Consider the following 25,790-nt stretch of genomic DNA (forward strand, 5'->3'; position numbering starts at 1 on the left):
CCAACGACAACCCCGACGATCTCAAGGCCTACCTTGATCAGCACCGCAAGGCCGTCGCATGGTCGATCGTCGCCTGCGGCCAGGATCAGAGCGTGCTCTACGACCGAACCTATATGAGCTACGCCTACACGATCATGCAACCAGGCGAGGTCGGCACGGCGCTGACGGTCGCGCCGTATGTCAGCCTGGCGCGCAACGCGATCCCTTCCGGTGGCTTCAACCAGCTCAACAGCATGACGCTCTCCGAGTGGGTCAAAGAGATGGGCTTCGAGAGCCGCTAGCACACCATCAGGCCGCGACTTCGGGGCAGCTTCCAGTATCTTTCGCAGCCTGGAGCACATACCGGCGCCGTCACCCTGCCGCTTGAGGCTACACCAGGGCCGGTGTCAGGCAGGCGACATGCGCTGCCCTGAGTTCCGACATCCGCTGCACGGGACGGAGCACACGCATGACCCGAATCCTGTGCAGCGCCATCATCACGCGCGAGGAGAGCTAGAGCATCATGGCTGATGTGATCACGGAAATAGTCCAACTCTGGTCCGATCTCAATCCGGCTGCCAGCTATACCAGCGGCTACTCAAGCACGCTGACCAAGCTGTTCATGCAGACCGCGGAGAATGCCGAAGCGATGCGCGGGCGGATTAAGGATTTGCGCGAGCAGCTTGGATCGATCGAGGACGAGAATCTGCGGCTGACGGCAGATGCGGTTCTGACCTCACTCAAGACACAGCTGGATATGTCGCGGCCAAGCGGAGCGGGTCCGTCCGGCACCGGCATGGGCGGTGTCTGGGCGGCGGCTGACGGCATCTTCTATATCGTGCTGAAGAAAGACTACGACGCCGACTTCATTCCCACGTATCTTGACTCCGTCAAGGAGATGGTCGAGTTCGAGACACGCCGCTGGTGGGGCCAGGACTTTACGATCCTGGTCCGCAAGGAGTGTCTCGACACCGCCGCCTATATGCAGGGCACGCTCGCGTCGCTCAAGCAGGTGCGTCCCGCCGCCGAGGCGCAGATCAACGCGATCCTAGAGGCCCTCAAGCCATATCAGGCGCTGTTCTTCGTCGAAGGGCTGGACTCAGACGACTTCAACACCTACTGGCCGATCTTCCAGCAGTGGGATGCCAGCGCAGGGCCGAGCCAGACGCCGGGCTACCCGGAGTGCCTGCGCAACTACTACCAGCTCACCGAAACCGCCGACGAGATCGCGATCATGGCCCAGAGCTGGCTGGATCTGGATCTGCCGGTGACAACCGACATTACGCAGCGCATTGCGCTGCTCCCGTTCGTCAACGGCGAGGGCTCGCTCCAGACGATCTGGGATAAGGTCACGCAGCACTACTCGGTCGATTTCAGTCAGTGGATGGACAAGGTCGTCAGCGCATGTAACGACTTCGGAGCGCTCTACATCATCGCCCACACCAAGGATGACGAGGTCGATTTCGACGCGACGCCCGATTATCTGGTCAATCTTGTCACCGGCGGCGAGGACTTTGCCGTCAATTACCTCGATCCCAAGACGGCCTATTCTCAGCTCTACCTGACCGAGGCCAAGAACACGTCGCTGCTGACGATGATCAACATTCTGGTGCACGAGGCTTCTCACGGCTTTAATTTCGTCCTGTCTGCCAAGAACGCCGGATCGCCGCTGCTCAACCTGAATACGGCCCTGGAGGTCCCGATGACCGAGGGCATGGCCTATTACCGAGAATATCAGTACTGGGCCGCAGCGCAAAACCTTGTGGGACAGCCCAATCTGAACGCAGCCCAGGCCGCGTATCTCGCGCTCTACGGTGACACCCCCGCAGAGCAGGCGCAGGGCGTCCTCTGCGCGCAGCTCGAAACCTATATCTGGCGCATCATCCGCTACATCCGCGCGCTCTGCGACGTCCAGGTCAACGGCGGCCACATGACCTACACCAGCTTCATCGAGTGGGCCGCGCACGTGACCGGATTGTCGATGGAGACGCTGCACGGGGAGTGCTTCACCTTCATGGCCGCGCCCGGCTATGCTCCATGCTATGCGCTCGGCGGAGCATCCTACGCCACGTTGCAGAAAAAAGGCATTCCCAACGGCGTATCGGAGATCGACTTCAACACATACGCCTCGCGGCAGGGCTTCTATGCCTGGCCGCTGGCGAAAAAGATGCTGGACAGCTATGTCTCCAAAGCGCAGGGTGGTGCGTGATGACAGACTCACCTGCGGTACCCACGCCCGGCGCGGGAGTCGTCACCGCGCTACCCGGCTACGGCAACGTGAAGGAGCGCCAGCTATCCGGCTACCTGCCGGTCGATGAGCGCGGCGGTGCCTACATCTACTTCTGGTTCATCGAGTCGCAGGGCGATCCCGCGAAAGACCCGATTGTGCTGTGGCTCAACGGCGGTCCCGGCAGCTCCAGCTTTATCGGGCTGTTCTACGAAAACGGGCCATATAAGGTCAACCAGGATCTTACGCTGGCCGACAATTCCTATAGCTGGAACACGAACGCCAGCTATCTGATGATCGATCAGCCAGCCGGGACGGGGCTGTCGATCGTGATCGATGATGCGTCCGAAGCCCGGACCGAGCAGCAGGCGACCGACCAGCTCTACTACGGCTTGCAGCAGTTCTTCGATCGCTGGTCCGAGTACCGTAGCCTCGATTTCTTCGTCTTCGGCGAGTCGTTCGCGGGCGTGTATGTGCCGATGCTCGCCACGGCGATCCTCGACGGCAACCAGGCGGGCAACGCCCAGATCAATCTTAAGGGCATCGGTGTCGGCGATGGCTGGGTCGATCCGTATGTGCAGCAGGCGACCTACGGCGATTATGCCTATGCCCACGGGCTGATCGGTCTGCGCGAAAAACATCACGTCGATCAGCTTTATGCCGCGTGCGCCAAGGCGATCGTCGAGTCCGAGCCAGTGACTTCCCGCAAGGCAGATAAAATCTGTAACAGGATCGAGGAGTACATCACCAAGGTCAGCGGCGGCATCAATGTGTACGACGTGCGCATGATCGGCGATTACGATTTTAGCCTGATCGGCGCGTACCTGGACCAGCCGACGGTGCGCGAGGCGCTGTACATCGACCCCAGGGCGAAGCCGTGGGAAGAAACCTCGAAGCGTGTCGGCTACCTGCTGGAAAAGGGCGAGCAGAACTCGGCGGCCTACCTCTACCCGCGTCTGTTCGAGGCGCTGCCGGTGCTGATCTACAACGGCGTCTACGACATGGATTGTAACTTCATGGGCACCGACGCCTGGATCGGCATGCTGCACTGGTCATATCGTGATCAGTTCCTCAATACCAATCGCGCGCCCTGGCACGTCGATGGGCAGGTCGTCGGTCAGGCCCGCTCGGTCGACAGGCTGACCCAGGTGCTGGTGATGGGCGCTGGTCATCTTGTGCCGCTCGATCAGCCCAAGACGGCCCTCGGGCTGCTGGAAACCTTTCTCAAGGGCCAGCCGTTTAGCTGAGCACCGAGCACCAAGCACCAAGCACCAAGAACCGAACAAAAGAACAAAGGAACAAAGGAACAAGGCAGTTAAGTCTTTGTTCCCTTGTTCGCTTGTTCCCTTGTTCCCCACCCCCGCCCCTACGCCGATCGCTTGACCCGCGCGGGCGCGGCGGGCGCGGTGGGCGCTGCGTAGCCATTGGTTGGCCGCGTCTTTTGCTCAAGATAGGCGCTGTAGCCGCCTTCGTAGAGCGCGATGTCGCCGTCGTCGATCTCCACGATCCGGTCGGCGATCCGATCCAGAAAATAGCGATCGTGGGAGATCGTAATCACCGTGCCCTCGTAGGACGCCAGCGCACCTTCCAGCACCTCCGCCGAGGCAATGTCCAGGTGATTCGTCGGCTCGTCCAGCACCAGGCAGTTCGCGCCGCCGAGCATCAGCCGCGCCAGTTGCAGCCGCGAGCGCTCGCCGCCGCTTAGCGAGCCGACCCTCTGGTGAACCATCTGGTACAGGAACAGGAATGTGCCCAGAAACGCTACCGCCTGCTCCTCGTACATCGGCTTGACCGCGCGGATCGTCTCGACCAGCGTCGCGCGCGGATCGAGCGTCTCGTGGCCCTGCGCGTAGTAGCCGATGTCGATGCTGGGGCCGCGCCAGACCTCGCCGTATGTTGGCGTGAGCTGGCCCACCAGCAGCCGGCCCAGCACGGTCTTACCGGAGCCGTTCGCACCCACAACCCCGACGCGCTCGCCGCGCCAGAAGGTATGCTTCAGGCCAAGCAGGATCAGATCATCGCCGAAGGCCATACCCACATCGCGCAGCTCAAGCGCCTTCTGGCCGCCGCGCTGCGCCGCCTGAAATCGCAGGTTCATGCGCTTGCGCTCCAGCACGGGCCGATCGATCTTCTCCATCCGATCGATCTGCCGCTGCTTGTTGCGCGCCTGCTTGATATGCCGCTCGTTGACGACGATGCTGGCCCAGAGCTTGAAGCGCGCAATCGCCGCCTCAAGCCGTGCGATCTCCTTTTGCTGCGCGACGTATAGCTCCTGCTGCCGCAGCAGCGCCACCTCCTTGGCAACCGCATACGCCGAGTAGTTGCCCTCCCACACCTTGAGCGCGCGATGCTCCAGCTCCACGATCGTCGTCACCGTCTCGTCCAGCAGGTAGCGGTCGTGCGAGACAATCACCACGGCCCCGCCGAAGGAGCGGATCAGCGCCTCAAGCTGGGCTTTGTGCGCCAGATCGAGGTGCGTGTCCGGCTCGTCGAGCAGCAGTAGATCCGGCTGTTGCAGCAGACAGCCCGCCAGCGCGATCAGCTTGCGCTGCCCGCCGCTGAGGTAGCGCGTCGGCGTCTCGAAGTCGTCGTCGGCGATGCCCAGCGCCCGCAGATGCGCGACCGCCTCGTTGCGCAGGCGCGGCCCGCCAAGCTCCTCGAACCGTTCGAGCAGCCGCGCCTGGTCATCCAGCAGCGCCGTCAGCCGCGCGGTATCGTACGCGATGCCGGCCTCGGCCAGGTGCGCCTCGATCGCCGCCAGATCCGCCTCAAGCGCCGCCAGATCGGAGCGACTCGCCAGCACGGTCGCCAGCACGCCCGCATCGCCCCCCGCAACCTCCTGGGCGAGATACGCAACCCGCAGCCCGCGCCGCCTGACGATCGTTCCGCCGTCGTACGACTCCAGCCCGGCGATCATCCGCAGCAGCGTGGACTTGCCGCTGCCATTCGCCCCGACCAGACCCACGCGGGCCTGCGCATCGATGCTCCAGCTCAGCGGCTCGATGATCGGTCGCCCGCCAAACGACTTACTGATCTCCTGCAATCCGACGATGGTCATACCTTGCTCCTGGTGCATACGAGGTGAGCCAAGCAGGTCCACGCCGCAGCCGCGCGCCGCGCAAGGCATAACAAAACCGTGGACCTGTACCGGCCCACGGTTGAACGCCTTGTGATCTTCGAGAAGCTTTACCCAGCTCTACACAGCACGTTTTTTGGGCACAGTACGCCTATGGTCCACGCGCTGGATGGCGCCACGAAAACCACCGAGGCAATAATGAAACCCTGCTGCAAGCATCTGTGTATCCCTTATCCTTAGAATAGTCGCCAGCATAGCAGACCGACATGCGCGCGTCAACCCCGACTTTGGTCCGAGTTCCAGGTTCCACGTTCCAGGTTCCACGTTTCGAGTTCTCCTGGTTCTTGGTTCTTAGCTCCGGGTGCCAGGCGGGTGCCATGCCCAGAGGGCGCCCGGCATGGGCGCCCGGCGTCTCGGTTCTCGGCGCTCCACGACCATCCGCATGCCGTGCTTCGGTCGCAGCGTGATCAGCGGCTGAAGCTCGACCGGATGACCCGGCACCAGCCGCAGCCGCCAGCGCTGCGCGATCGTCGCCAGCACCAGGATGCTCTCGACCCACGCGAAGCCCTCGCCGATGCAGCGCCGCGTGCCGCCGCCGAATGGAAAGTACGCAAACTTCGGGATCTGTGCGCGGCGCTCCGGCGTCCAGCGCTGCGGATCGAAGCTGAGCGGAGCGGGGAAGTAGCGCGGATCGTGGTGGGTGACATACTGGCTCATCAGCACCAGCGTGCCCGCTGGCATCCTGTAGCTGTCGAGCGTGTACTCGTCGAGCGCCAGGCGGCCCAAGATCCAGGCGGGCGGGTACAGCCGCATCGACTCCGAGAGCACCATCTCGGCGTAGGGTAGCTGCGGCACATCGTCGGCGGTGGGCAGCCTGCCGCCCAGCACGCTATCGATCTCGGCGTGGAGCCTGGCCTCAACATCGGGATGCTGCGAGAGCAGATACCATGTCCAGGTTAGCGCGTTGGCGGTCGTCTCGTGACCGGCCAGAAAGATCGTCATGGCCTCATCACGCAGTTGCAGATCGGTCATGCTGCCGCCGTCGCCCTCGTGATCCTGAGCCAGCAGCAGCATCGAGAGCAGATCGCCGCGATCCGCGCCGTCGGCAGCAAGGTGTCTGCGCCGCTCCGCGATGATGCGGTAGATCGTCGCGTCCAGCCGGGCACGGGCCTTGCGGAAGCGGCGGGTGCTGGGCAGCGGCAGGCGCTCCAGCAGATCGGCGAAGGGCAGCGTGACGAGACGAAACATCGCCATCGAATCGTTGAGCGCCGCGCCGATCTCGTCGGCCTCATCGGTCCCGACATCGGCGTCGAAGAGCGTCTTGCCGACGATCGCCAGCGTGAGATGCATCATCTCCTGCGCCACATCCAGCGTCGCGCCGTCGGTCCACTGCTCGCGCATCAGCGCGGCGTACTGGGCCATCGTCTCGCCGTACCGCGCGATGCGCTGCTTATGAAAGGCGGGCTGCGCCAGCCGCCGCTGCCGCAGATGAAACTCGCCCTCGCTGGTCAGCAGGCCCTCGCCCAGCATCTTCTTCGCGCGCTGAAGCCCGCGTCCTTTCATAAAATGGCGCTGGTGCGTCACCAGCACATCCTTGATATAGTCGGGCTGATTGAGCAGCACGACATGCTGCGGGCCGAGCTTGAAGTGCGCGATGTCGCCATACTCGCGCGTCACCTGCGTCAGCGTGGCGATCGGATCGCGGCGAAACGCTGGCAGCAGCCCGACGATCGGCCTGCCTCTCGGCCCGGTCGGATAATATGCGGTCGCCATAATGGTCGCTCCCTCGCTTGTTGCGGCGCTCAGCACACACCTGTATTGTACGCCGATAGCGCGCTTTTTGAGGCGCTCCACATGGCGCGTCGTCGCCGACGCTGAATCGTCTTAATTGGTCCGTTTGGGCGGGTTAGGTGGACCTGGCGGCTGTTGTGACAGGAGCGCGGACAGCAGATCGTCGTCGGTAGCGGGCGGCTGTGAGGCTGGACGTGGCCGTGATGCTCGGCTCAATCGCAGCGCTCGCAGCATCAACCACACAGCCACAAGCACACCGATGCTCAAGAAGAACAGCCAGAGTCCAAGCGTACGCTGCTGCACCGAGCGCTGGTGATCCCGCTGGGCTGATCGGGCGCGCTCCAACGCCGTGCCGACATCGCCCTGAGCGAATGCCTGCCGCGCCTCGGCGAGCGGATTATCCGTGCTGCCGCCACCCGATAGGATTGGATCAAAGATCGCGAGCGGCGCGCTGCCTTTAGACGTGATCGCGTCGGCAATCTCCTCAAGCTTGCCTAGATCGGCCTGCGTCTGATCGATGAACAGCCGTATCCCTTCCAGTCCGCCCGCATTGAGCGCTGCCCGCCAGCCGCTTCGACAGTCCCAATCGCCGCACCCAGACTCCAGCGCAGCCGCCTTTGCCAGGAGATCCTCAAGCTCATCGACCGCCCCCTGAGCTTCTGTAAGCTTGCCTGGTTGGAGCGCCGCCTGCCAGATCGCTTGACAAGCATCCAGCACATCCGCGTCGCACCTTCCCTGCACCAGACTGGCCTTGGTCATCAGCGTCGTCAGCGCCATGATCGTCGCCGCAGCGCCGTCCATATGCTCGGCATTCCAGTCGCCGAGCCAGTAGTCGCGGCATTCGGTCGCGGTTGTCTTACAGAGCGACTCCAAGGTCGTCAACGACTGTACTACCTGACCGGCACGAATGATGCGCGGCATAACTTCCAGATTGAGACTCTCGACCGCTGGTGCCAGCGTGGGAGGTAGATCGAGCTTGAGCTGCGCCGCATCCTCGCGCAGCCGGGTGTACTGCTGAAGCATGCCATGCGCCTCGATCAGATCGAGCCTGATCGGCTCCCACGCTTGCGGATCTGGCGGTAGAGCTGCCCACGGACGGCTGCACTCTATGCTAAGCTGCTGGCAGCGCTCGTTCACCGAATGCGCCGCATTCAGCAACGGCAGCATTGTATCCAGCTTGCGGCTGGCCTCGTCAAAATGCAACGAGTCGATCTCAGAGTCGGTATGTTGCAGCGGCAGCTCGATCCCAAGCGTCTTTGCTAGCTGCTGGGCGCTACGAAGTCTTTGCCACAGGCTACGCCGCTGCTCTAGCTGGGCGTGCGCTTCTGGTGGGAACACTCGCTGCTTCATCAGATCCGTGAGATCTTTGCCGCTGCTCCGCTCAAGCGCAACCAGCAGATCCCAGCTCGTCATCGGCTTCGGCTGCTGTCCAAGCTCGCGCATTGTCTCGACAAATAGCTTGTCACCGACGTTCTGCGCCAGATCGTGGAAGACGGCTGCGCCAACTGCGTAGCCACACTGGGGAGGCTCGTAATTCCACCAAAACAATACCACCCCCTCGCAGCCCGTATTCAGAATCGGCGATTGATCGGACCTGCCAAGATCAGCCATCGTCAGAGCCGTAAGGTGCTCGGCATAGCCCTCGATCATCCATCGATGCTTAAAATTCATCTCATTAGCCCAATAGTGTGCTCCTTCATGGACAACCGCCCAGGTGTAGTCACCCCGATGTAAATAAACATCGCCCTGCACATCGATCAGACCATCGACGTTCGGCGGAAGCTCCTCCACCGGAACCAGCACAATCTCCCGCTCAAGGCTGCCCTGATAGGGCACGCCAGCATGTTCGCTCAACCTGGGAAGCGCGGTCTTAAGGACTCCCAGCACCCGTTCCGCCTCGGCTGCTTTCTCTGCGGGAGCGCACACACGCAGCGTTATGCTGAGAGCATCAATGGTGACAGAGCCCTCGGCGGTGTGATTAGGATTGAACCATCGAAGGAGAGGAAGATTGCGCCACTTTTCCGAGAGCAGCGCATTGAGCGCACAACCAGGCGTTTGTCCCGACGCCGCGCGCGCCGGGAAGAGCAGCAGCAGCCCGCAGCAGATGATGAGCAGACGAAGCCGTATCATGCGATCCTCCGTGATGATAGGACTCACGTACAGCGCGGAATAACGCGCACGTAGACACATTGGGGGGCGTTGGTAGGCTCCTATCTACTGTTAGGGCCTCGACGAACAGGATGAGGCACGATCGTTTGTATAGTTGAGTGAGGATTAAGATGCGAGGTAAACAGGTACGATCAAAACTTACTACACGGCCCCGTATTTTGTCAATCAAAATAGAGTTTACGCGCCGCTCGCTCCTGGCACGCAACCTGCAACGACAAAGACGAACATTTGGTCTGATCGAAGGAGCGTGAGATGAGCCAGAAGCAAAAACAAGATACACAGCAGACCGACGACGGACGCAGCACCGAGCTGCGCGACTCGCCGATGATGGCGCATCTGCTGGACGCGCTGGAGGCCGGCACCGACATTGGGCACTTTGGCCGCCTGACGTTCGCGATGATCGCACGGCATTTTCTGGACGAGGCAGAGCTGGTGCGGCTGCTCGGCAATCAGCCCGATCACGACGAAGCCGAGGCCCGCTCGCTGCTTGAGCAGGTCAGGGAGCGCGGCTACAACCCGCCCAGGCGCGAGCGAATCCTGGAGTGGCAGGCGCAGCAGGACTTTCCAATCTGCCCCACGCCGGACGATCCCCGAAGCTGCAATGTGTATCGCGAGCTGCGCTTCCCCGACGAGGTCTATGAGCACATCGAGGAGTTTTACGAGGAGCGCGCTGATGCACGTGAGGCGGGCGGACGCGACTCTGCCTGAGTCCATCGCGGCGCTGCCTTGCCGTCTCTTCACGATTGCGCTCCAGGCAAGGCAGCCTGCTCTCAGCCAGGCCGCGCTACGACTCCCCGGCCTGCGCCGATCGCTCGAAGAGCACCCGCTCGGCTCCGGTATAGACCCGAAGCTGCGGCGCGCGCACATAGCCGATCAGCGTCATGTTCCACGCCTGGGCCAGTCGCACCGAGGTCGCAGTGGGCGATGTGCGCGAAACCACGATCGGCACCTCCATCTTGCGCGCCTTGGCGATCATCTCCGACGAGATCCGGCCCGACGTTAGGAGAATCCGATCCCTGGTGCTCAGCCCTTGCAGGAGCACCTCGCCGCGAATCTTATCGAGCGTATTATGTCGCCCGACATCCTCGGCCAGTACCAGCAGCCGCTCGCCGTCGCTCAGCGCCGACGTATGCACGCCGCGACTCTGGCGATACAGCCGGGCCTGATAGTTCATCTCGCGCATCAGCGCCACGATCTGTGTAGCCTGAACCCGCAGGTCGGACTGGAGCGGCGGTCGATCGCCGCGCACGTCGTCGAAGGTGATACCGCCGCCACAGCCTGAGGTCAGCACCCGCCGTTCGGGCAGCGGCGGCGCGGGCCGCGTGAGCTGCACCGCGATCGAGCCGCCCGCCTCGGCGCAGGTCTGCATATGCAGCTCCTCATCCAGACCAGCCGCCGGGAAGAACAGATAGACCCGGTTCTCATCCAGAAAGACCTTGATCTGCCACACATCGTCGAGCGACTGGATCAGCCCTTCCGACTGGAGAAAGCCCAGCGCCAGGCTGTGCAGCCGCGTGGGCGTACACATAAACGTCAGCACCTCGCGTCCGTTGAGATACAGCACCCAGGGCGTCTCGGCGATCACCGGGCGCGTGACGGGCGTGGCGCGTGTGCCGTCCCATTCGATATAATGCAGATCAACGATTGGCTCGCTCATATGAGCGCATTGTATAGCCGCTGTCAATGTGCGAAAGAACCGAGAACCAAGAACTAAGAACTAAGAACAAAGGAGAACTCGAAACTTGGAACTTGGCACTCGAAACTTGGAACTTGGCACTTGGAACTCGGAACAGAGGAAGGAAGATCGATGTGCCTCATGCAGCGCTGGCTCTCCGTCTGCTGCATCCTGCTCCTCACCGCCTGCGCCGCGACGACCGCATCTACGAGCGCGACCGACGCGAAGCTGCGGCTGGCGACGACCACCTCAACCGCCGATTCGGGGCTGCTGGACGCGATCTTGCCCGATTTCGAGCAGCGCTACCAGGCCAGCGTCGAGGTGATCGCGGTGGGCACCGGGCAGGCGCTCAAGCTGGGCGAGAACGGCGACGCCGACGTGGTGCTGGTTCATGCCCGCGCGCGCGAAGACGCATTTATGGCGCAGGGCTTCGGCAGCCAGCGCCGCGATGTGATGTACAACGACTTTGTGATCGTCGGGCCATCGGGCGATCCCGCGCAGATCGGCGCGGCAAGCAGCGGCGGCGAGGCGTTTCAGCGGATCGCGGCGGCAGGCGTGCCGTTTGCCTCGCGCGGCGACGACTCCGGCACGTTTACCAAGGAGCAGGCGCTCTGGAGCAGCGCGGGCGTAGCGCCTACGGCCACGCTCGACTGGTATCGATCGCTGGGGCAGGGCATGGGCGAGACGCTGATCGCCGCCGATGAACTGGGCGCGTACACCCTGGCAGATCGCGGCACCTACCTGGCGATGCGCGCCAGGCTGCCGCGTCTCACGCTGCTCATCGGCGGCGCGACGATCGAGCAGAATCGCGACCCGGCGCTGCGCAACCCATACGGCGTGATCCAGGTCAGCGCCGCGCGACATGCCGGGATCAACGAACGGCTGGCGGCGGCATTCGTCGCGTGGATCACCTCGCCTGAGGTCCAGCGACGCATCGGAGAGTTTGGCACGGAGCGCTTTGGACAGCCGCTCTTTTATCCACAGGCAACACAATGAACGATCTATTGGCGGGCATCGGCGCGGCGCTGCGGCTGCTGCTCAACGGTGACAGCCAGCTCTGGGCGATCATCACGCTGTCGCTGTGGGTGTCGGGCGTGGCGCTGACGCTCAGCGCGATCGGCGGGATTCCGCTGGGCGCGTGGCTCGGATTGCTGCGCTTTCCTGGTCGTCGCCTGCTCACGACGATCATCTACACCGGCATGGGGCTGCCGCCGGTGGTGGTCGGGCTGATCGTCTATCTGCTGCTCTCGCGCAGCGGGCCGCTTGGCATGCTCGGCTGGCTCTTCACGCCGCGCGCGATGATCGCTGCGCAGACGTTGATCAGCCTGCCGCTGGTAGCGGGACTCACGATGTCGGCGGTGGAGGGCGTGGGCGCGGAGCTGCGGGCACAGCTGCGGGCGCTGGGCGCAACCCAGACGCAGATCGCGCGGGCGGTGCTGTGGGAGGCGCGCGGCGGCATGCTCGTCGCGCTCGTCGCCGGGTTCGGCAGCATCATCTCCGAGGTCGGCGCGGTCATGCTGGTAGGCGGCAACATCGCGGGCTCGACGCGCGTGCTGACGACGGCGATCGTGCTGGAAACCCGCAAGGGCGCATTCGATCAGGCGCTTGCGCTGGCGTTCGTGCTGCTGGGCCTGACCTTTGCGCTCAACGCGCTGGCGCTGCGGCTCCAGGGGCGCTTGCTGCAGGTGGCCGGATAGCATGGAACCGCTCTATCATCTGCAACACGTCACCAAACGCTACGGCGCACGCACGGTGCTGGCGATCGACGACCTCACGATCGAGGCGGGCGAGCGGCTGGCGCTGATCGGTCCCAGCGGCGCGGGCAAGTCCACGCTGCTGCGGCTGCTCTGCTTTCTTGAGCCGCTAACCAGCGGCAGGCTCGCCTGCGACGGCCAGGCATATAAAGATACAATCCCGCTGGCGGTCCAGCGCGAGATCACGCTGGTCTTTCAGCGTCCGCTGCTGCTCGATACCAGCGTCTGGCAGAATGTCGCCTTTGGGCTGCGGGTGCGCGGGCAGCGCGACGATCGGCGGGTGGCAGCGCTGCTTGAGCTGCTGGGCCTGGAGCAGGTGGCTCATGCGCGGGCGCTGACGCTCTCCGGCGGCGAGATGCAGCGGGTAGCCCTGGCGCGGGCGCTGGTCTTTCGTCCACGGGTCTTGCTGCTGGACGAGCCGACCGCCAATCTCGATCCACGGAATGTCGCGCTGATGGAGGCGGCGATCACCGCGCTCCACTGCGAGCACGGCAGCACGATCGTCGTGGCGACGCACAACCTGCACCAGGCTCGTCGGCTGACGGCCCGCGCCGTAATGCTGCTGGATGGACAGATGATCGAACAGGGGCCAACCGAGCGCCTGCTGACGGTCGCGACCGATCAGCGCACCAGCGCGTTCGTCAAAGGCGAGATGATCTATTGAGCGGGGAGAGGATACGTCACGTGGCAGCCTCGTCGCTGCCACACAGCACATCGGTGTGGTCTTGCGCCATGCGCTCGTGCAGAATCAGGGAGCATGTTGGGGAAATAGCCGATTTTGCCTCGGAAAGGGAACCATTTGGGAATCCCAGACCCCGTCCTGACGGCGCACTAGCTGGCGTGCGGCAATGCTTCCCACGGCATCGTGAAACGATCGCGCGTTTTGTGCTCGTCGCTGGGCGCGTGGACCAACAAATTACCGCCGTACGTGTACCAGAGGCCATGCTCTTCACAGCGATACCCGGAGCCGTCCAGTTCGAGCGCGGAACCACAGGTTGGACAAGCATGCACTTTCATGTCGTTTGTCTCCATCCTCGTACTCCTTTGCCGACAAAAAACACTCATCCTGCGACAGGATGAGCGTTCATCGCCCAAGGGTAGCTTATCGATGCCCGATAGATTATAGTGAAAAGTATAACAACTTTAATGCAAATCCGCAACACCGAATCACGGGCTGCCGGGAAACTCGCTGTACACTATTCGTCGGGTATAATCTGCGCAATGAAAGAGGACTCCATGAGCTTTACTGAATTTTTGATCGAGCTATGCCATCCGGAGGACGCGCCGCGTCTCGCGCCGCTGATCCACGCGCTGGCGCGAGAAGAAGGTGCCGAGCCTGCCGACGTGGAGGAGATCGCCACTATCGTCGGGGCACTGCTCCAGAGCGGCGCGAGCGATTTTCTGCTGGCAACCGCCGACGACGAGCCGATCGGCTGTATGCAGATCGCGTACCGGCTTTCGACGTGGGAGGCGCAGCCCTACGCCTACGTGGAAGATTTTTACCTCTCGCCCAAAGCGCGCGCGCGGGGCGTCGGCACGAAGATGATGGACTACGCGCTGCAACGGGCGGAGGGCCAGCGCTGCAACCGGATCATGCTGGACGTGCGCCGCGCGAACACGGCGGCGCAGCGGCTATACGCGCGCTTCGGCTTTACCGACGCGGAATCCGGCGTCTGGAAGCGTCCGCTGCCGCTGGGCGAGAGCTACTGCGACACGACCACGACCCTGGCGGCGATCGAAGAGCTGCGCGGCGAAGCGAGCACGGGTGAGCGCGCATGAGCCGTGTACGGATCGTCGGGCTGATCCTCGCCGGGCTGCTCACGGCCTGTAGCAGCACTACGCCCCAGAGCGCATCCAGCCTTCGTCCGGCGGGCCTGCCCACGGTAACGCCTGCGCACCCGACCGGAGAGCGCGGGCCGAGCGCCACGCCGACCGCACCGCCGACGCCAACGCCAGGCGAAGGCCCGATCACGGAGAGCATGGCAAAGTTCAAGATCGACGGCGAGCGCTACGCCACGCTGGGCCAGCCCGACGCGCAGATCACGGTCGTCGAGTTTTCGGATTATGGCTGACCATTCTGTCGTATATACGCCAGTTCGGCGCTACCGGAGATCAAAACGAAATACATCGACACGGGCCAGGTCTATTACGTCTATAAAGACTTTCCGATCCTGAGCAACCATCCCCAGGCCGGGCTGGCGGCGCAGGCGGCGGAGTGCGCCGGCGAGCAGGACGGCTACTGGGCGATGCACGGCAAGCTCTTCGCCGAGCCGTCGGAGTGGGATACGACGCCGGAGCTAGCGAAGGAGGCTTTCTGGCGCTACGCCGAGGTCTTGCAGCTCGATCCCGACGCGCTGATACAGTGTATCGACCAGGGACGCTACGCCGATGAGGTCGAGCGCGACACCAACGAGGCGATCCGGCTGGGCTTGAACGGCACGCCCGCGTTTATCATCAACGGCAAGCTGATGACCGGCGCGCGACCGATCGAGCAGTTCATCCAGGTAATCGACCGCGAGCTGCGCCAGCGCTGAGCGGCTGATCGCTGGCACACGCTTTGCCGCGCGGCAGGGCGTGTGCCGCTTGTGGCACAATCCAAAAGGAAAAAGATCACACAACACATCGAGGACGCAGAGTATGAGCCGAGTGATTTTATTGCGCCGTAGCATGGGCGCGGGCGCTATGCAGCGCGAGCTAGAAGAGCTGTTTCGCCGTCAGTGGAGCCGCCAGCAGCCGATCGCGATTCGCCACCGCAGCGATCTGTGGCAGCCCGCGGCGGATGTGTACGAAACCGACGACGCCTATGTCGTGCTGCTCGAACTCGCCGGTATGCGCGGCGTCGAGATCGAGGTGACGCTGACCGAGGGCGCGCTGTTCGTGCGCGGGCAGCGGCCTGAGCTGCATCATGAGGGCGCGGTCCATTTTCATCAGCTTGGCATTACGGAAGGCCCGTTCCAGTGCGCCGTCTACGTGCCCGGCCCGGTCGCCGAGCAGGAGGTCGAGGCCAGCTATGACGATGGCCTGCTGACGATCATCCTGCCGAAGCGCCCGCCGTCGACCGTGCGCGTCGAGGTAAGCCAGGGCGGCTAGCGATGAGCCTTCGGCCTGTCCTCCATCACGGCCATGCTGAACTCAAGGAGGAGATATGACCCAGAATTACGAAGCGCCCACCGAGCAGCAAGATCTGCCGGACATTCCTGAGGAGCTGGCGATCCTGCCGATCTTTAATAATATTGTCTTCCCGATGACGATCATTCCCCTGGCGATCGGCCAGGAGCAGAGCATCAAGCTGATCGACGATGCGCTGATGGCCGGGCGGATGATCGGGCTGGTGGCGCTGAAAGATACCGATGAGCGACCGCCCACGATCGCGCCCGACGATTTTTACCGCGTCGGCTGCGCGGTCAACGTCCACCGGCTGCTGAAAATGCCCGACGGCACGCTGCGCGTCGCGGTGCAGGGCGTGGAGCGGATCGCGATCGAGGAGATTATCCAGAGCGAGCCGTACTACCGGGCGCGCGTGCGGGCGATCCCCGACACGGTCGAGGGCGGCATCGAGATCGAGGCGCTGATGCGCAACCTGCAAGGTCTGGTGGCGCAGATGGCGCAGCTAGTGCCGCAGTTCCCGGAGGAGCTCCAAACGGCGGTGATCAACGAGGACGATCCGCGTCGCCTGGCGTATCTGCTGGCGCTCTACAGCCGCATGGACCTGGCGGAGCGACAGGCGTTGCTGGAAGAAAACAGCGTGCGCCGTAAGCTGGAGCGGCTCGGCGAGATCCTGCGGCGCGAGCTGGAGGTGCTGCGGATCGGGCAGCAGATCCAGGGCCAGGTCAACGAAGAGGTCAACAAGTCGCAGCGCGAGTACATCCTGCGCCAGCAGCTTCAGGCGATCCAGCGCGAGCTAGGCGAGGAAGATACCAACGCCGCCGAGATCGAGCGCTTCCGCGAGGCGATCGAGCAGGCGAACATGCCCCAGGAGGCGAGCGAGGTCGCGGAGCGCGAGCTGAACCGGCTGAGCCGGATGAATCCCGCCGCGCCCGACTACAGCATCACGCGCACCTACCTGGAGATCTTGACGACGCTGCCCTGGTCGATCCACACCGAGGACCAGCTTCATATCGGCGTCGCCAAGGAGGTGCTCGACGAGGACCATTACGATCTGGAAGAGATCAAAGAGCGCATTCTGGAATTTCTGGCCGTGCGCGAGCTACGCCGCGAGCGGCTGAGCGATGAAAGCGTGGATAAGCCGAGCGAGGGCGCGATCCTGTGCTTCGTGGGGCCGCCCGGCGTGGGCAAGACCAGCCTGGGCCGGTCGATCGCGCGGGCCATGAACCGCAAGTTTCTACGAATATCGCTGGGCGGTCTGCGCGACGAGGCCGAGATTCGCGGCCATCGCCGCACCTACATCGGCGCGATGCCGGGCACGATCATGCAATCGCTGCGGCGCGTCGGCGTCAACAATCCGGTCTTTATGCTCGACGAGATCGATAAGCTCGGCATGGATTTTCGCGGCGATCCGGCGAGCGCGCTGCTGGAAGTGCTCGATCCTGAGCAGAACAATGCCTTCCGCGATCACTACCTCGACGTGGCCTTCGATCTCTCGAACGTGATGTTTATCGCCACGGCCAACTCGCTCCAGCCGATCCCGGCTCCGCTGCGCGACCGCATGGAGATCATTCAGCTCAGCGGCTATACGCTGCTGCAAAAGATGGAGATCGCCAAGCGCTACCTGCTGCCGGAGCAGCTCAAGAAGCACGCGCTGACCGGCCAGGATGTCAGCGTCACCGACGAGGCGCTGCGCGTGACGATCGAGGAGTATACCCGCGAGGCGGGCGTGCGCAGCCTTGAGCGCGAGATCGGCACGCTCTGCCGCAAGGTGGTGACGGAGGTTGTGGCGCGCGCAGAGCAGCAGGAGAGCACGAACGGAGCCGCCGAGCCGCAGCAGATCCTGCTGGACGAGGCGCTGGCGCGCAAGTACCTGGGCAAGCCGGTGTACGATCCCGGCGTCGCGGAGCGCACCGACCGGCCCGGCGTTGTCACCGGCCTGGTCTGGACGCCGGTCGGCGGCGACATCATCTTCATCGAGGCGACCAAGATGCCCGGTGGGAAGGGCTTTCTGCTGACGGGGCAGCTCGGCGAGGTGATGAAAGAATCGGCGCGGGCGGCGCTCTCCTACGTGCGCTCGGAGGCCGAGATGCTGAAGATCCCGCGCGATTTCTTCAACGGCGTAGATATTCACCTGCACGTTCCGGCGGGCGCAACGCCCAAGGACGGGCCATCGGCGGGGATCGCGATGGCGACGGCGCTGGCCTCGCTGCTGACGGGCCGCGCGGTGCGCGACGACGTGGCGATGACCGGCGAGATCACGCTGCGCGGCAAAGTGCTGCCGATCGGCGGCGTCAAGGAGAAAGTGCTGGCGGCGCATCGGGCCGGGATCAAGACGGTGATTCTACCCCGGCGCAACGAGCGCGATCTGGAGGATATTCCGCCTGAGCTGCGCTCCGCGATCGAGTTCGTGCTGGTCGATCGGGTTGACGAGGTGCTGCCAGCCGCGCTGCGCAAGGAGCCGGTCGAGCCGCCGGTAGAGGAGCCGCCCAGCCACGCCGAGAACGGCCCGCCGATCCGCGAGGAGCTGAACGAGGGCGTGCATATCGTCGATACGTCGGTGCCGACCGAGGATCAGGAGCCGGTCGATGTGCCCGCGCGGCCTGTGTCGGAGCGCTGAGCTATGCATGTCTTGTCGGGCGGGGTGCGCGGGTTTGCCGCGCGCCCCGATCGCTCTTTAGCGCGCGGCAAGCGGATCGATTCCCCGCAGCATCATGCCCTGCCCGCGCGACTCGTGCGTCTTGACCGTGGGCGGATCGGCGGGGTCGCGCATCTGCACCAGCACCGTGGTACGCGCCTCATCGCTGCGGTTGATGCCCGATCCGTGGATCGTCAGATAGCTGAAGAAGAGCGCATCGCCCGCCCTGGCCGGGCACGGCACCGCCGCCTCAAGCGGGTACTGCTCGAAGGGCAAATGCCAGCCGCCGCGCTCGATGTGCTCCAGCGGGCCGAGCTTGTGGCTGCCGGGCACCACCTGCACGCATCCTTTCTCGATCGGCGCATCGTCGAAGTGGATGATTGCCGCGATCATGCTGTGCCGCTCGTGCGGAAAGAACGGGTGGTCCTGGTGCAGCGGAAAGGGCGAACCCTTTTCGGGCGGCTTGATGAACAGCTTGGTGTGGTGAAGCTGGACGTTCGGGCTGCCGATCAGCTCCGCGGCGATGTCCGTCAGGCGCTCGTCCACGATCAGCCGCGTGAACGCCGCCGAGTAGAATTGGACATCATGGCAGTGGAGGAGCTGGGTGGTCTGGGCCTCGCGCATGGCTTCCCTGGCGCTGCCCCAGGTGGCGTCGATGTTTCGGTGAGCCGCAAGCCGCGCGATCAGGTCGTGACCCTCCTGGCGCAGCGCGCTTGCCTCCGCCTGCGTTAGCAGCCCAGGCACCAGGATGTATCCATTCTGCTCGTAGAACGAGCGCTGCGCTTCCGTCAGCATCATGTCCTCCTATCTCAACCGACGATTAACGATGTGTATGTACTACATACGGGCCGAGCGAGTCAACTGCGCCAGCCTGTTCTTCTGCGCCCGGCGGAGTGACCGGGGCCTACGCAATGCGACTCACGGAAATCGGCAATCATTTCTCAAACATCACAAGAGGTTTCGATGAATCAGACCGACCCGACCACCGCTACCGCAGGCAGCGCCATCTATGGCCGTCCGCTCTTGTCCGTCTACGACCTGATCGTGCTCTGGTTCTCCAATCGCTTTGCCTGGAGATGCCCGACGCCGCAGATTCTCGACTTCTACAACCGGCAGGTCGGCGCGCAGCATCTCGATATTGGCGTTGGCACCGGCTATTTCCTGGACAAATGCCGATTCCCGACACCGAACCCTGCGATCACCATCGTCGATCTGAATGCAAATAGCCTGCGAGCCACGGCGGAGCGGATCAAGCGCTATCAGCCGACAAGTATTCGCGCGAATGTTCTCGAACCGCTGCCCGTGAGCACATCGTTCGACTCGATTGGGATCAACTATGTGCTCCACTGTCTCGCCGGAAACATGGAAAGCAAGGCCGTGGTGTTCGACAACCTCAAGCCGCTGTTGAAGCCAGGCGGGGTGGTGTTTGGGACGACGATCCTGGGCCGGGGAGTACGGCATAACGCGCTTGCTCGAACGCTGATGCGGGTGTACAACGCAAAAGGCATCTTTGGCAACACCGAGGATAGCCAGGCAGCGCTGGAGCAGGCGCTCGGCCAGCATTTCCGAGAGTATCAGGTGTTCGTCGTAGGCTGCGTGGCGTTCTTCCGAGGCAGTGTCTAGGGGAGAACCAAGGACTCGAAACGTTGAACTCGGAACAGTGAACGTTGAACGCGAGCCGCAGCGGCAACCTGTGCTACCATGCGCGATCGACGATCAAAGCGAGGTGAGATCATGGAGCTGGCGAACCAAACAGCGCTGATCACCGGCGCATCGGGGAGCATCGGGCAGGCGATTGCGCGGGCGTTTGCCGAGGCCGGTGCGCGGGTAGCGATTCATTATCATGCCGGGCGAGAGGCAGCCGAGCGGCTCCGCACATCGCTGCCGGGCAATGACCATCTGCTGGTGTGCGCCAACATGGCGCATCCCGGCGACATCAGCCGGATGGTCGACGAGGCGGTTCAGGCGTGGGGACGGCTGGATATTCTGGTCAACAACGCCGCGATCTATGTCGAGCACGCGGTCGAGAGCGTGAGCTATGCCGAGTGGCAGGCGGCCTTCGAGCACGTGATCGGGGTGAATCTGCTGGGCGCGGCGAACGCCTGCTACTGCGCGGCGCGGCAGATGATGCAGCAGGGCGGCGGGCGAATCGTCAACGTCGGCTCGCGGGGGGCGTACCGGGGCGAGCCGCGCATGACGAGCTACGGCGCGAGCAAGGCCGGGCTGCACGCGCTCTCGCAATCGCTGGCGCAGGAGCTCGCGCCGCACAACATCTATGTGACGGCGGTCGCGCCCGGCTTCGTCGAGGGCGGCATGGCGACGGGAGCGCTTGAGGGCACGCGCGGCGATGCGATTCGTGCTCAAAGCCCGCTGGGTCGCGTCGCCCGACCGGAGGAGGTGGCGCATGTGGTGCGCTTCCTGGCCGCGCCCGGCGCTGAGTGGATGACCGGCGCGGTGGTCGATCTCAACGGCGCTTCATATCTGCGCTAGCCGATGTGCATGCCCGATTTCTGCTCCAGGGGTGATCGCTTGCCGTGGTGTGCTGGCATCCTCGCGGAGAAAGGACTCCTCCGCGTGGTCGCCTGTTTAAGGATCGCGGACCGCAAGCGCTCAAGGAATCGAGCAGGTGCTATGATACAATCATCTGCAAGCCACCCAGTCCTTGATGATCAGCACAGTGCAGCAGAACGGTGCGCGCCGCTGTGTACCGCGCGGATGACAGGGGCCAGGAGCAGGGTATGAACCGATCCAGCCATATCCGGCACATGCTCAAAAGCTGCGCTCTGCTGCTTGGCCTCCTGTGCAGTGCTTGCATGAGCGAAGCGCCGCAGCAGAGCAGCGCCTCCACGACGCCGACAGCTGCCCCCAGACTCCCAGAACAGTCCCCCGTGGCGCAGCAGACCAGTCCACCACCAGCGACCCCCACACCCGCAATGACTGTCCAGCCATCGGTGATGCCTACGCCATCCGCGACAACCGCTGCTCAGCCTACGATTCAAGAGTACTCGGTTCCCCGTGGTTCCCGGCCACACGATGTGGCCCCGGCGGAGGATGGCACTGTCTGGTACACCGCTCAGGGTTCAGGTATGCTTGGCAGGCTCAACCCAACGACCGGCGAGGTTAATCAGATCCCGCTTGGCGCAGGGTCAGCGCCGCATGGAGTCATCGTGGGACCCGATGGCGCGCCCTGGATTACAGACAGCGGGCTGAATGCGATTGTGCGTGTGGACCCGCAGACGAACGAGGTACGCCGGTTTGCGCTCCCAGCAGGCCGCGCTCCCGCAAATCTCAACACGGCAGCCTTTGACCGGCGCGGGATCTTGTGGTTTACCGGTCAGGCCGGATGGTACGGTCGTCTGGACCCGGCGAGCGGCAAGCTGGACATGTTTGAAGCGCCACGGGGTCGCGGACCCTACGGCATCACCGCTACGCCGAACGGCAACGTCTACTATGCCTCGCTTGCAGGCAGCCATATTGCTGAGCTAGACCCGGAGACGGGCAAGGCAACGGTGCTCGAACCGCCAACAGCAGGCCAGGGAGCACGACGGGTCTGGAGCGACTCCCAGGGCCGGGTGTGGGTCAGCGAGTGGAATGCAGGGCAGGTTGCCGTCTATGATCCGGCAGCCGGGATGTGGCGCGAGTGGCGGCTGCCCGGAGAAAACCCGCAAGCCTATGCGGTCTATGTCGACGAGCATGATGATGTGTGGCTGAGCGACTTCGGCTCGAATGCGCTGGTTCGCTTCGATCCGCGCCAGGAGATCTTTCAAGCGTTTCCATTGCCAAGCCCACAAGCCTTTGTACGCCAGATCCTCGGACGACCTGGGGAGATCTGGGGTGCCGAGTCGGGTGTCGATAAGCTGGTGGTTATTCGCACCGGCTAGGCAATACGAACGACCGGATAGATGGTGCTGCACATGATCTCCACACGTCCGCACGCGGGTTTCTCCCCCTCGCCTATACCACAGGCCGAGCGGGAAAGGGTCCCACGCGGGTGAGGCATGGCACCAGGCATGACGCCTGGCGTGGTGACGGCCTACCCCTATCCGTCAGGGCGTCTCCGGTTTGTTGTCCTTATGCGGCCTGGAGCAAGGCACGTTCAGCAGACTGGGGGAGATCCAGAAGGATGAAGTAGTCGGCGGGGTATAAGTAATCCTCGCCAGACTCATCAATCACCCGCAAAAACCCATCCTCAGCCGACGATGTGCTGGGTAGGATCTGATAGACTTTCCGCAGCGCGAGATCTTCGGCTCCGATATTGCGAATGCAAATCGCAAACCGCACGCTTGTCTGTGATTGTTCCATACACCTTAATCCAAAAAGTATTTCACCTTGAGCTTTCTGCGTCCGATCCCATGCGCCTCATACCAATGCACTTCCGCGCGGCGGGTTGTTCCATCGGCGAGACGAACCAGCGCAATACCTTTCAGCTTCCTCCAACGATCCGGACCATATGGTTCTCACAGCCGATCAATATCTCGAATGGCATTCCCAACGGCGATGATCTCAACCTTGGTAATAGCGCCAACGATCTCAATGTACATATCGACATGGTAGCAAGGGCCATGCAAAGATGCAATGCGCCGCTGCGCACCGATTTCCACGAAACCCCTGTGTCGGGATGCTGCCGCTGTAGGTGAGAGCCTCCACCGAGTTTAGCAGCTTGCTGGTGGCTGGTCAATCCTTTTTTACTGCCGCTTGCAATCGTCGATCGGAGCGCGTAGCATAAGGCGCACACCCCCCGATCGAAGGAGCACAACATCATGCAGATCAAAGCCGCCCTTGCGCGCCTGAGCTGGATCGTCCTGCTGGCTGGCGCGCTGCTCAGCCCCGCCGCGCCGACATATGCCGCCAGAGGCATGTTCTACAACCCGCTGATGAGTGGAGCCGACCCGTCGGTGGTCTACCACGATGGCTTCTATTACCTCGTGCAGAGTGACGGCGACATCTGGGTGACGAAATCGGCCACGCTGACCGGCATCGGCAGCGGGACGCGCGTGAAGGTCTGGAGCCGCGCGGCCAGCGGCGGGCTGTGCTGCAACGTGTGGGCACCTGAGCTATTGTTTCTCAACAACAGGTGGTACATCTACTTCGCGGCGGACGACGGCAACAATGCCAATCACCGCATGTACGTGATCGAGAGCACCGGCACGAACCCACAGGGCACCTACTACGCGCCCAAGAAGCTGGCCCCGCCCACCGACCGCTGGGCGATCGACGGCACGGTGCTGCGCAAAGACGACGGCACGCTCTACTTCCTCTGGTCGGGCTGGCCTGGCTTCAGCAACGGCCAGCAAAACCTGTATATCGCGCCGATGAGCAGCCCGACGACCATCAGCGGCGATCGGGCGCTGATCTCGCAGCCCACCAACGCCTGGGAGCGCATCGGCGGCAATGGCAGCACGTGGCCCTACATCAACGAGGGGCCGGAGGTGCTCAAGCGCAACGGCAAGATCTTCATCGTCTACTCGGCGAGCGGCAGTTGGACCGACGATTACTGCCTGGGCATGCTCACCGCCAGCAGCGCGGCCAACGTCATGCTCGCCAGCTCGTGGACCAAATCGGCGGGCTGTGTCTTCTCCAAGAATACCGGCGCGTACGGCCCCGGCCACAACTCGTTCACCACCTCGCCCGACGGGTCCGAGGACTGGCATCTGTATCACGCCAATACCACCTCCGGCACCGGCTGGAACGGTCGCACGATCCGCGCGCAGAAGATTACCTGGAACGCCGACGGCACGCCCTACTTCGGGCGGCCCGTGCCCGCCAACACCGCGCTCGTAGGACCGTCGGGCGAGCGCTACGAGGCCGAGCACGCCACGATCAACCGCGCCACCGCCCGCAACGCCTGCTGCGGCGCGTCCAACGGCAGAGTCGTCGGCTATATCGACTACGCCGATAGCTATGTGGACTTCTATAACGTCAACGTGCCGACGGCAGGCAACTACGCGCTGACGGTGCGCTTCGCCAACGGATCGGGCACCACCAGCACGCATACCGTCTCGGTCAACGGCGGCGTGAGCACCACCATCAGCTATCCCAACACCGGCTGGGATAACTGGACCTCCACGACGATCCGCCTCAATCTGAACGCTGGCAACAACACGATCCGCTTCGGCAAAGGCGCGAACTACGCCGAGCTGGACTACATCGACATTCCGCGCTACGAGGCCGAGCACGCCGCGATTAACCATGCCACGATCAGAAGCGCCTGCTGCGGCGCGTCCAACGGCAGAGTCGCGGCCTACATCGACTACGCCGACAGCTATGTCCACTTCAACAACATCAACGTGCCGACGGCGGGCAACTACGCGCTGACGGTGCGCTTCGCCAACGGATCGGGCACCACCAGCACGCACACCGTCTCGGTCAACGGCGGCGTGAGCACCACCATCAGCTACCCCAACACCGGCTGGGATAACTGGTCGACCGTGACGATGAGCGTGAATCTCAACGCTGGCAACAATACGATCCGCTTCGGCAAAGGCGCGAATTACGCCGAGCTGGATTGTATCGAGGTTTCAAGATAGCTTGTGCAGGGTCAGGCGCCAGGGGGAACAAGCAAACAAGCGCAGAACGAACATGAGCCTTTGTTCTTCGGCAGGCCCTCACCCCGGCGCTGACACGCCACCCCCTCTCCCATTGCCATAGGAGAGGGGAGTATCTGGCGCTCGTGTTCTTTGTTCTTTGTGCGCCGGGTGCCCATGCCGGGGTACCATGCCGGGTGCCTTTGGGCATGGCACCCGGTTCTCGGTGCTTTTGTCCCCGGCCTTAAGCCGCCCGCCGCCTCAACGCTTCGGTGTGCCTGGGAAACACCAGCGGTGCCAGCTTGACGCTGAGCACATGCGGATTCTCGCGCAGCAGGCGCTCTACCTCGTCGGCAAACTCGGCTGGAACCTGCACGGTCCCGGCGTTTTTCATCACCATATCCGTCGAAAAGATCACTGGCCGACAACCGGCAGGCCAGCGGCGTTGCGCATCCCAAAAATCCGACGTGACGACTAGCAGAAATGTTACCATCGAGTTCAACCGGCTCTTTACAGCGAACGATGCTTGTGGAGACAAGCCGACGCCACACGCATGGCGTACGATCTATTGTAGCACATGCGTGCGAACTTTTCAGGACATTAGTACGAGCGTGTGTAGCAGGCGTTGACGAACACAGAACAGCGGCGGCCTCCCGCGAACGAGAGGCCGCCGTCAAACGCTGAGGAACGCTAGCAACCGTGTCCTTACCTGGACAGCATCGGCATGTGAACCGGGTTCGGCAGGATACGGCCAATCTTATTCGTGGTGCTTTCCAAGAACCACAGCGACACGCCAGCACCCCGGACGATGCCGGTAGCCGTAGGATCGGACGTTGGGATCGGATACTCGGT

General features: G+C 63.2%; 24 protein-coding genes. 16 read left to right on the forward strand and 8 right to left on the reverse strand.

Annotated elements, in window-relative coordinates:
- The 3 genes from VFZ66_21140 to VFZ66_21150 all read left to right on the forward strand — a co-directional run.
- Positions 1-281, forward strand: a 281-nt coding sequence (locus VFZ66_21140; GenBank protein HEX6291704.1) for a histidine decarboxylase, pyruvoyl type, incomplete at its 5' end; no start/stop codon positions are given.
- 221 nt (positions 282-502) lie between these two features.
- Positions 503-2,188, forward strand: a complete 1,686-nt coding sequence (locus tag VFZ66_21145) for a hypothetical protein (protein ID HEX6291705.1) — start codon at positions 503-505, stop codon at positions 2,186-2,188.
- The gene (locus VFZ66_21150) at positions 2,188-3,453 is read left to right on the forward strand and encodes a S10 family peptidase (GenBank protein HEX6291706.1); all 1,266 of its coding nucleotides are present in this window, start codon (positions 2,188-2,190) and stop codon (positions 3,451-3,453) included. Before VFZ66_21145 ends, VFZ66_21150 begins: the two co-directional genes overlap by 1 nt.
- Positions 3,454-3,572: 119 nt before the next feature.
- Here VFZ66_21150 and VFZ66_21155 read toward each other — a convergent pair whose 3' ends face one another.
- From VFZ66_21155 to VFZ66_21165, 3 genes are all read right to left on the reverse strand, one after another.
- Positions 3,573-5,264: an ABC-F family ATP-binding cassette domain-containing protein gene (locus tag VFZ66_21155; protein ID HEX6291707.1), complete on the reverse strand. Its 1,692-nt coding sequence runs from the start codon at positions 5,262-5,264 to the stop codon at positions 3,573-3,575.
- A 369-nt stretch (positions 5,265-5,633) separates the two neighbouring features.
- Positions 5,634-7,055 carry a cytochrome P450 gene (locus VFZ66_21160; protein ID HEX6291708.1) on the reverse strand — a complete coding sequence of 474 codons (1,422 nt, stop codon included), beginning with the start codon at positions 7,053-7,055 and terminating at the stop codon, positions 5,634-5,636.
- A gap of 111 nt (positions 7,056-7,166) precedes the next feature.
- Positions 7,167-9,203 (reverse strand): hypothetical protein, encoded by a 2,037-nt coding sequence (locus tag VFZ66_21165; protein ID HEX6291709.1) that lies wholly within the window; start codon positions 9,201-9,203, stop codon positions 7,167-7,169.
- A gap of 291 nt (positions 9,204-9,494) precedes the next feature.
- Here VFZ66_21165 and VFZ66_21170 point away from each other — a divergent pair, with 291 nt between their 5' ends.
- Positions 9,495-9,950, forward strand: a complete 456-nt coding sequence (locus VFZ66_21170; protein HEX6291710.1) for a hypothetical protein — start codon at positions 9,495-9,497, stop codon at positions 9,948-9,950.
- A gap of 76 nt (positions 9,951-10,026) precedes the next feature.
- On the opposite strand, the gene fdhD is transcribed toward VFZ66_21170, so the two are convergent.
- The gene (fdhD, locus tag VFZ66_21175; protein ID HEX6291711.1) at positions 10,027-10,899 is read right to left on the reverse strand and encodes a formate dehydrogenase accessory sulfurtransferase FdhD; all 873 of its coding nucleotides are present in this window, start codon (positions 10,897-10,899) and stop codon (positions 10,027-10,029) included.
- Between the two features lie 150 nt (positions 10,900-11,049).
- Here fdhD and VFZ66_21180 point away from each other — a divergent pair, with 150 nt between their 5' ends.
- From VFZ66_21180 to VFZ66_21190, 3 genes are read left to right on the forward strand one after another with little or no spacing between them, the layout of a single operon-like run.
- Positions 11,050-11,913: a substrate-binding domain-containing protein gene (locus VFZ66_21180; GenBank protein HEX6291712.1), complete on the forward strand. Its 864-nt coding sequence runs from the start codon at positions 11,050-11,052 to the stop codon at positions 11,911-11,913.
- A complete protein-coding gene (locus VFZ66_21185; protein HEX6291713.1) occupies positions 11,910-12,614 on the forward strand; it encodes an ABC transporter permease in 705 nt (234 codons plus the stop codon). Before VFZ66_21180 ends, VFZ66_21185 begins: the two co-directional genes overlap by 4 nt.
- Position 12,615: 1 nt before the next feature.
- Positions 12,616-13,335: an ATP-binding cassette domain-containing protein gene (locus tag VFZ66_21190; GenBank protein HEX6291714.1), complete on the forward strand. Its 720-nt coding sequence runs from the start codon at positions 12,616-12,618 to the stop codon at positions 13,333-13,335.
- A 167-nt stretch (positions 13,336-13,502) separates the two neighbouring features.
- Here the strand turns inward: VFZ66_21190 and VFZ66_21195 are convergent, their stop codons facing one another.
- Entirely contained in the window at positions 13,503-13,703 is a 201-nt protein-coding gene (locus tag VFZ66_21195; GenBank protein HEX6291715.1) for a hypothetical protein, read from the reverse strand.
- A gap of 204 nt (positions 13,704-13,907) precedes the next feature.
- Between VFZ66_21195 and VFZ66_21200 the strand changes: the two genes are divergently transcribed.
- From VFZ66_21200 to lon, 5 genes are all read left to right on the forward strand, one after another.
- Positions 13,908-14,450, forward strand: coding sequence for a GNAT family N-acetyltransferase (locus VFZ66_21200; protein ID HEX6291716.1), 543 nt, complete (start codon positions 13,908-13,910; stop codon positions 14,448-14,450).
- Positions 14,447-14,743 carry a hypothetical protein gene (locus VFZ66_21205; protein ID HEX6291717.1) on the forward strand — a complete coding sequence of 99 codons (297 nt, stop codon included), beginning with the start codon at positions 14,447-14,449 and terminating at the stop codon, positions 14,741-14,743. Before VFZ66_21200 ends, VFZ66_21205 begins: the two co-directional genes overlap by 4 nt.
- Positions 14,744-14,755: 12 nt before the next feature.
- Positions 14,756-15,205 carry a DsbA family protein gene (locus VFZ66_21210; GenBank protein ID HEX6291718.1) on the forward strand — a complete coding sequence of 150 codons (450 nt, stop codon included), beginning with the start codon at positions 14,756-14,758 and terminating at the stop codon, positions 15,203-15,205.
- Between the two features lie 103 nt (positions 15,206-15,308).
- Positions 15,309-15,761: an Hsp20/alpha crystallin family protein gene (locus VFZ66_21215; GenBank protein HEX6291719.1), complete on the forward strand. Its 453-nt coding sequence runs from the start codon at positions 15,309-15,311 to the stop codon at positions 15,759-15,761.
- Positions 15,762-15,816: 55 nt separating this feature from the next.
- Entirely contained in the window at positions 15,817-18,396 is a 2,580-nt protein-coding gene (gene lon, locus VFZ66_21220; protein HEX6291720.1) for an endopeptidase La, read from the forward strand.
- Between the two features lie 57 nt (positions 18,397-18,453).
- Here the strand turns inward: lon and VFZ66_21225 are convergent, their stop codons facing one another.
- Complete coding sequence (locus VFZ66_21225; protein HEX6291721.1) at positions 18,454-19,212, reverse strand: phytanoyl-CoA dioxygenase family protein; 759 nt, start codon at positions 19,210-19,212, stop codon at positions 18,454-18,456.
- Positions 19,213-19,377: 165 nt separating this feature from the next.
- Between VFZ66_21225 and VFZ66_21230 the strand changes: the two genes are divergently transcribed.
- The 3 genes from VFZ66_21230 (at position 19,378) to VFZ66_21240 (ending at position 22,295) form a co-directional block, all read left to right on the forward strand.
- Positions 19,378-20,037, forward strand: a complete 660-nt coding sequence (locus VFZ66_21230; protein ID HEX6291722.1) for a class I SAM-dependent methyltransferase — start codon at positions 19,378-19,380, stop codon at positions 20,035-20,037.
- A gap of 111 nt (positions 20,038-20,148) precedes the next feature.
- A complete protein-coding gene (locus VFZ66_21235; protein ID HEX6291723.1) occupies positions 20,149-20,904 on the forward strand; it encodes an SDR family NAD(P)-dependent oxidoreductase in 756 nt (251 codons plus the stop codon).
- 677 nt (positions 20,905-21,581) lie between these two features.
- Positions 21,582-22,295 (forward strand): hypothetical protein, encoded by a 714-nt coding sequence (locus tag VFZ66_21240; protein HEX6291724.1) that lies wholly within the window; start codon positions 21,582-21,584, stop codon positions 22,293-22,295.
- Between the two features lie 190 nt (positions 22,296-22,485).
- Here VFZ66_21240 and VFZ66_21245 read toward each other — a convergent pair whose 3' ends face one another.
- Positions 22,486-22,716 carry a hypothetical protein gene (locus VFZ66_21245; protein ID HEX6291725.1) on the reverse strand — a complete coding sequence of 77 codons (231 nt, stop codon included), beginning with the start codon at positions 22,714-22,716 and terminating at the stop codon, positions 22,486-22,488.
- Positions 22,717-23,174: 458 nt separating this feature from the next.
- Between VFZ66_21245 and VFZ66_21250 the strand changes: the two genes are divergently transcribed.
- A complete protein-coding gene (locus VFZ66_21250) occupies positions 23,175-24,941 on the forward strand; it encodes a family 43 glycosylhydrolase (GenBank protein HEX6291726.1) in 1,767 nt (588 codons plus the stop codon).
- A 241-nt stretch (positions 24,942-25,182) separates the two neighbouring features.
- On the opposite strand, the gene VFZ66_21255 is transcribed toward VFZ66_21250, so the two are convergent.
- Positions 25,183-25,431, reverse strand: a complete 249-nt coding sequence (locus VFZ66_21255) for a hypothetical protein (GenBank protein ID HEX6291727.1) — start codon at positions 25,429-25,431, stop codon at positions 25,183-25,185.
- Between the last annotated feature and the right edge of the window lie 359 nt (positions 25,432-25,790).

The organism is Herpetosiphonaceae bacterium (assembly GCA_036374795.1).
In the GTDB taxonomy this organism is placed as follows: Bacteria; Chloroflexota; Chloroflexia; order Chloroflexales; family Kallotenuaceae; genus LB3-1.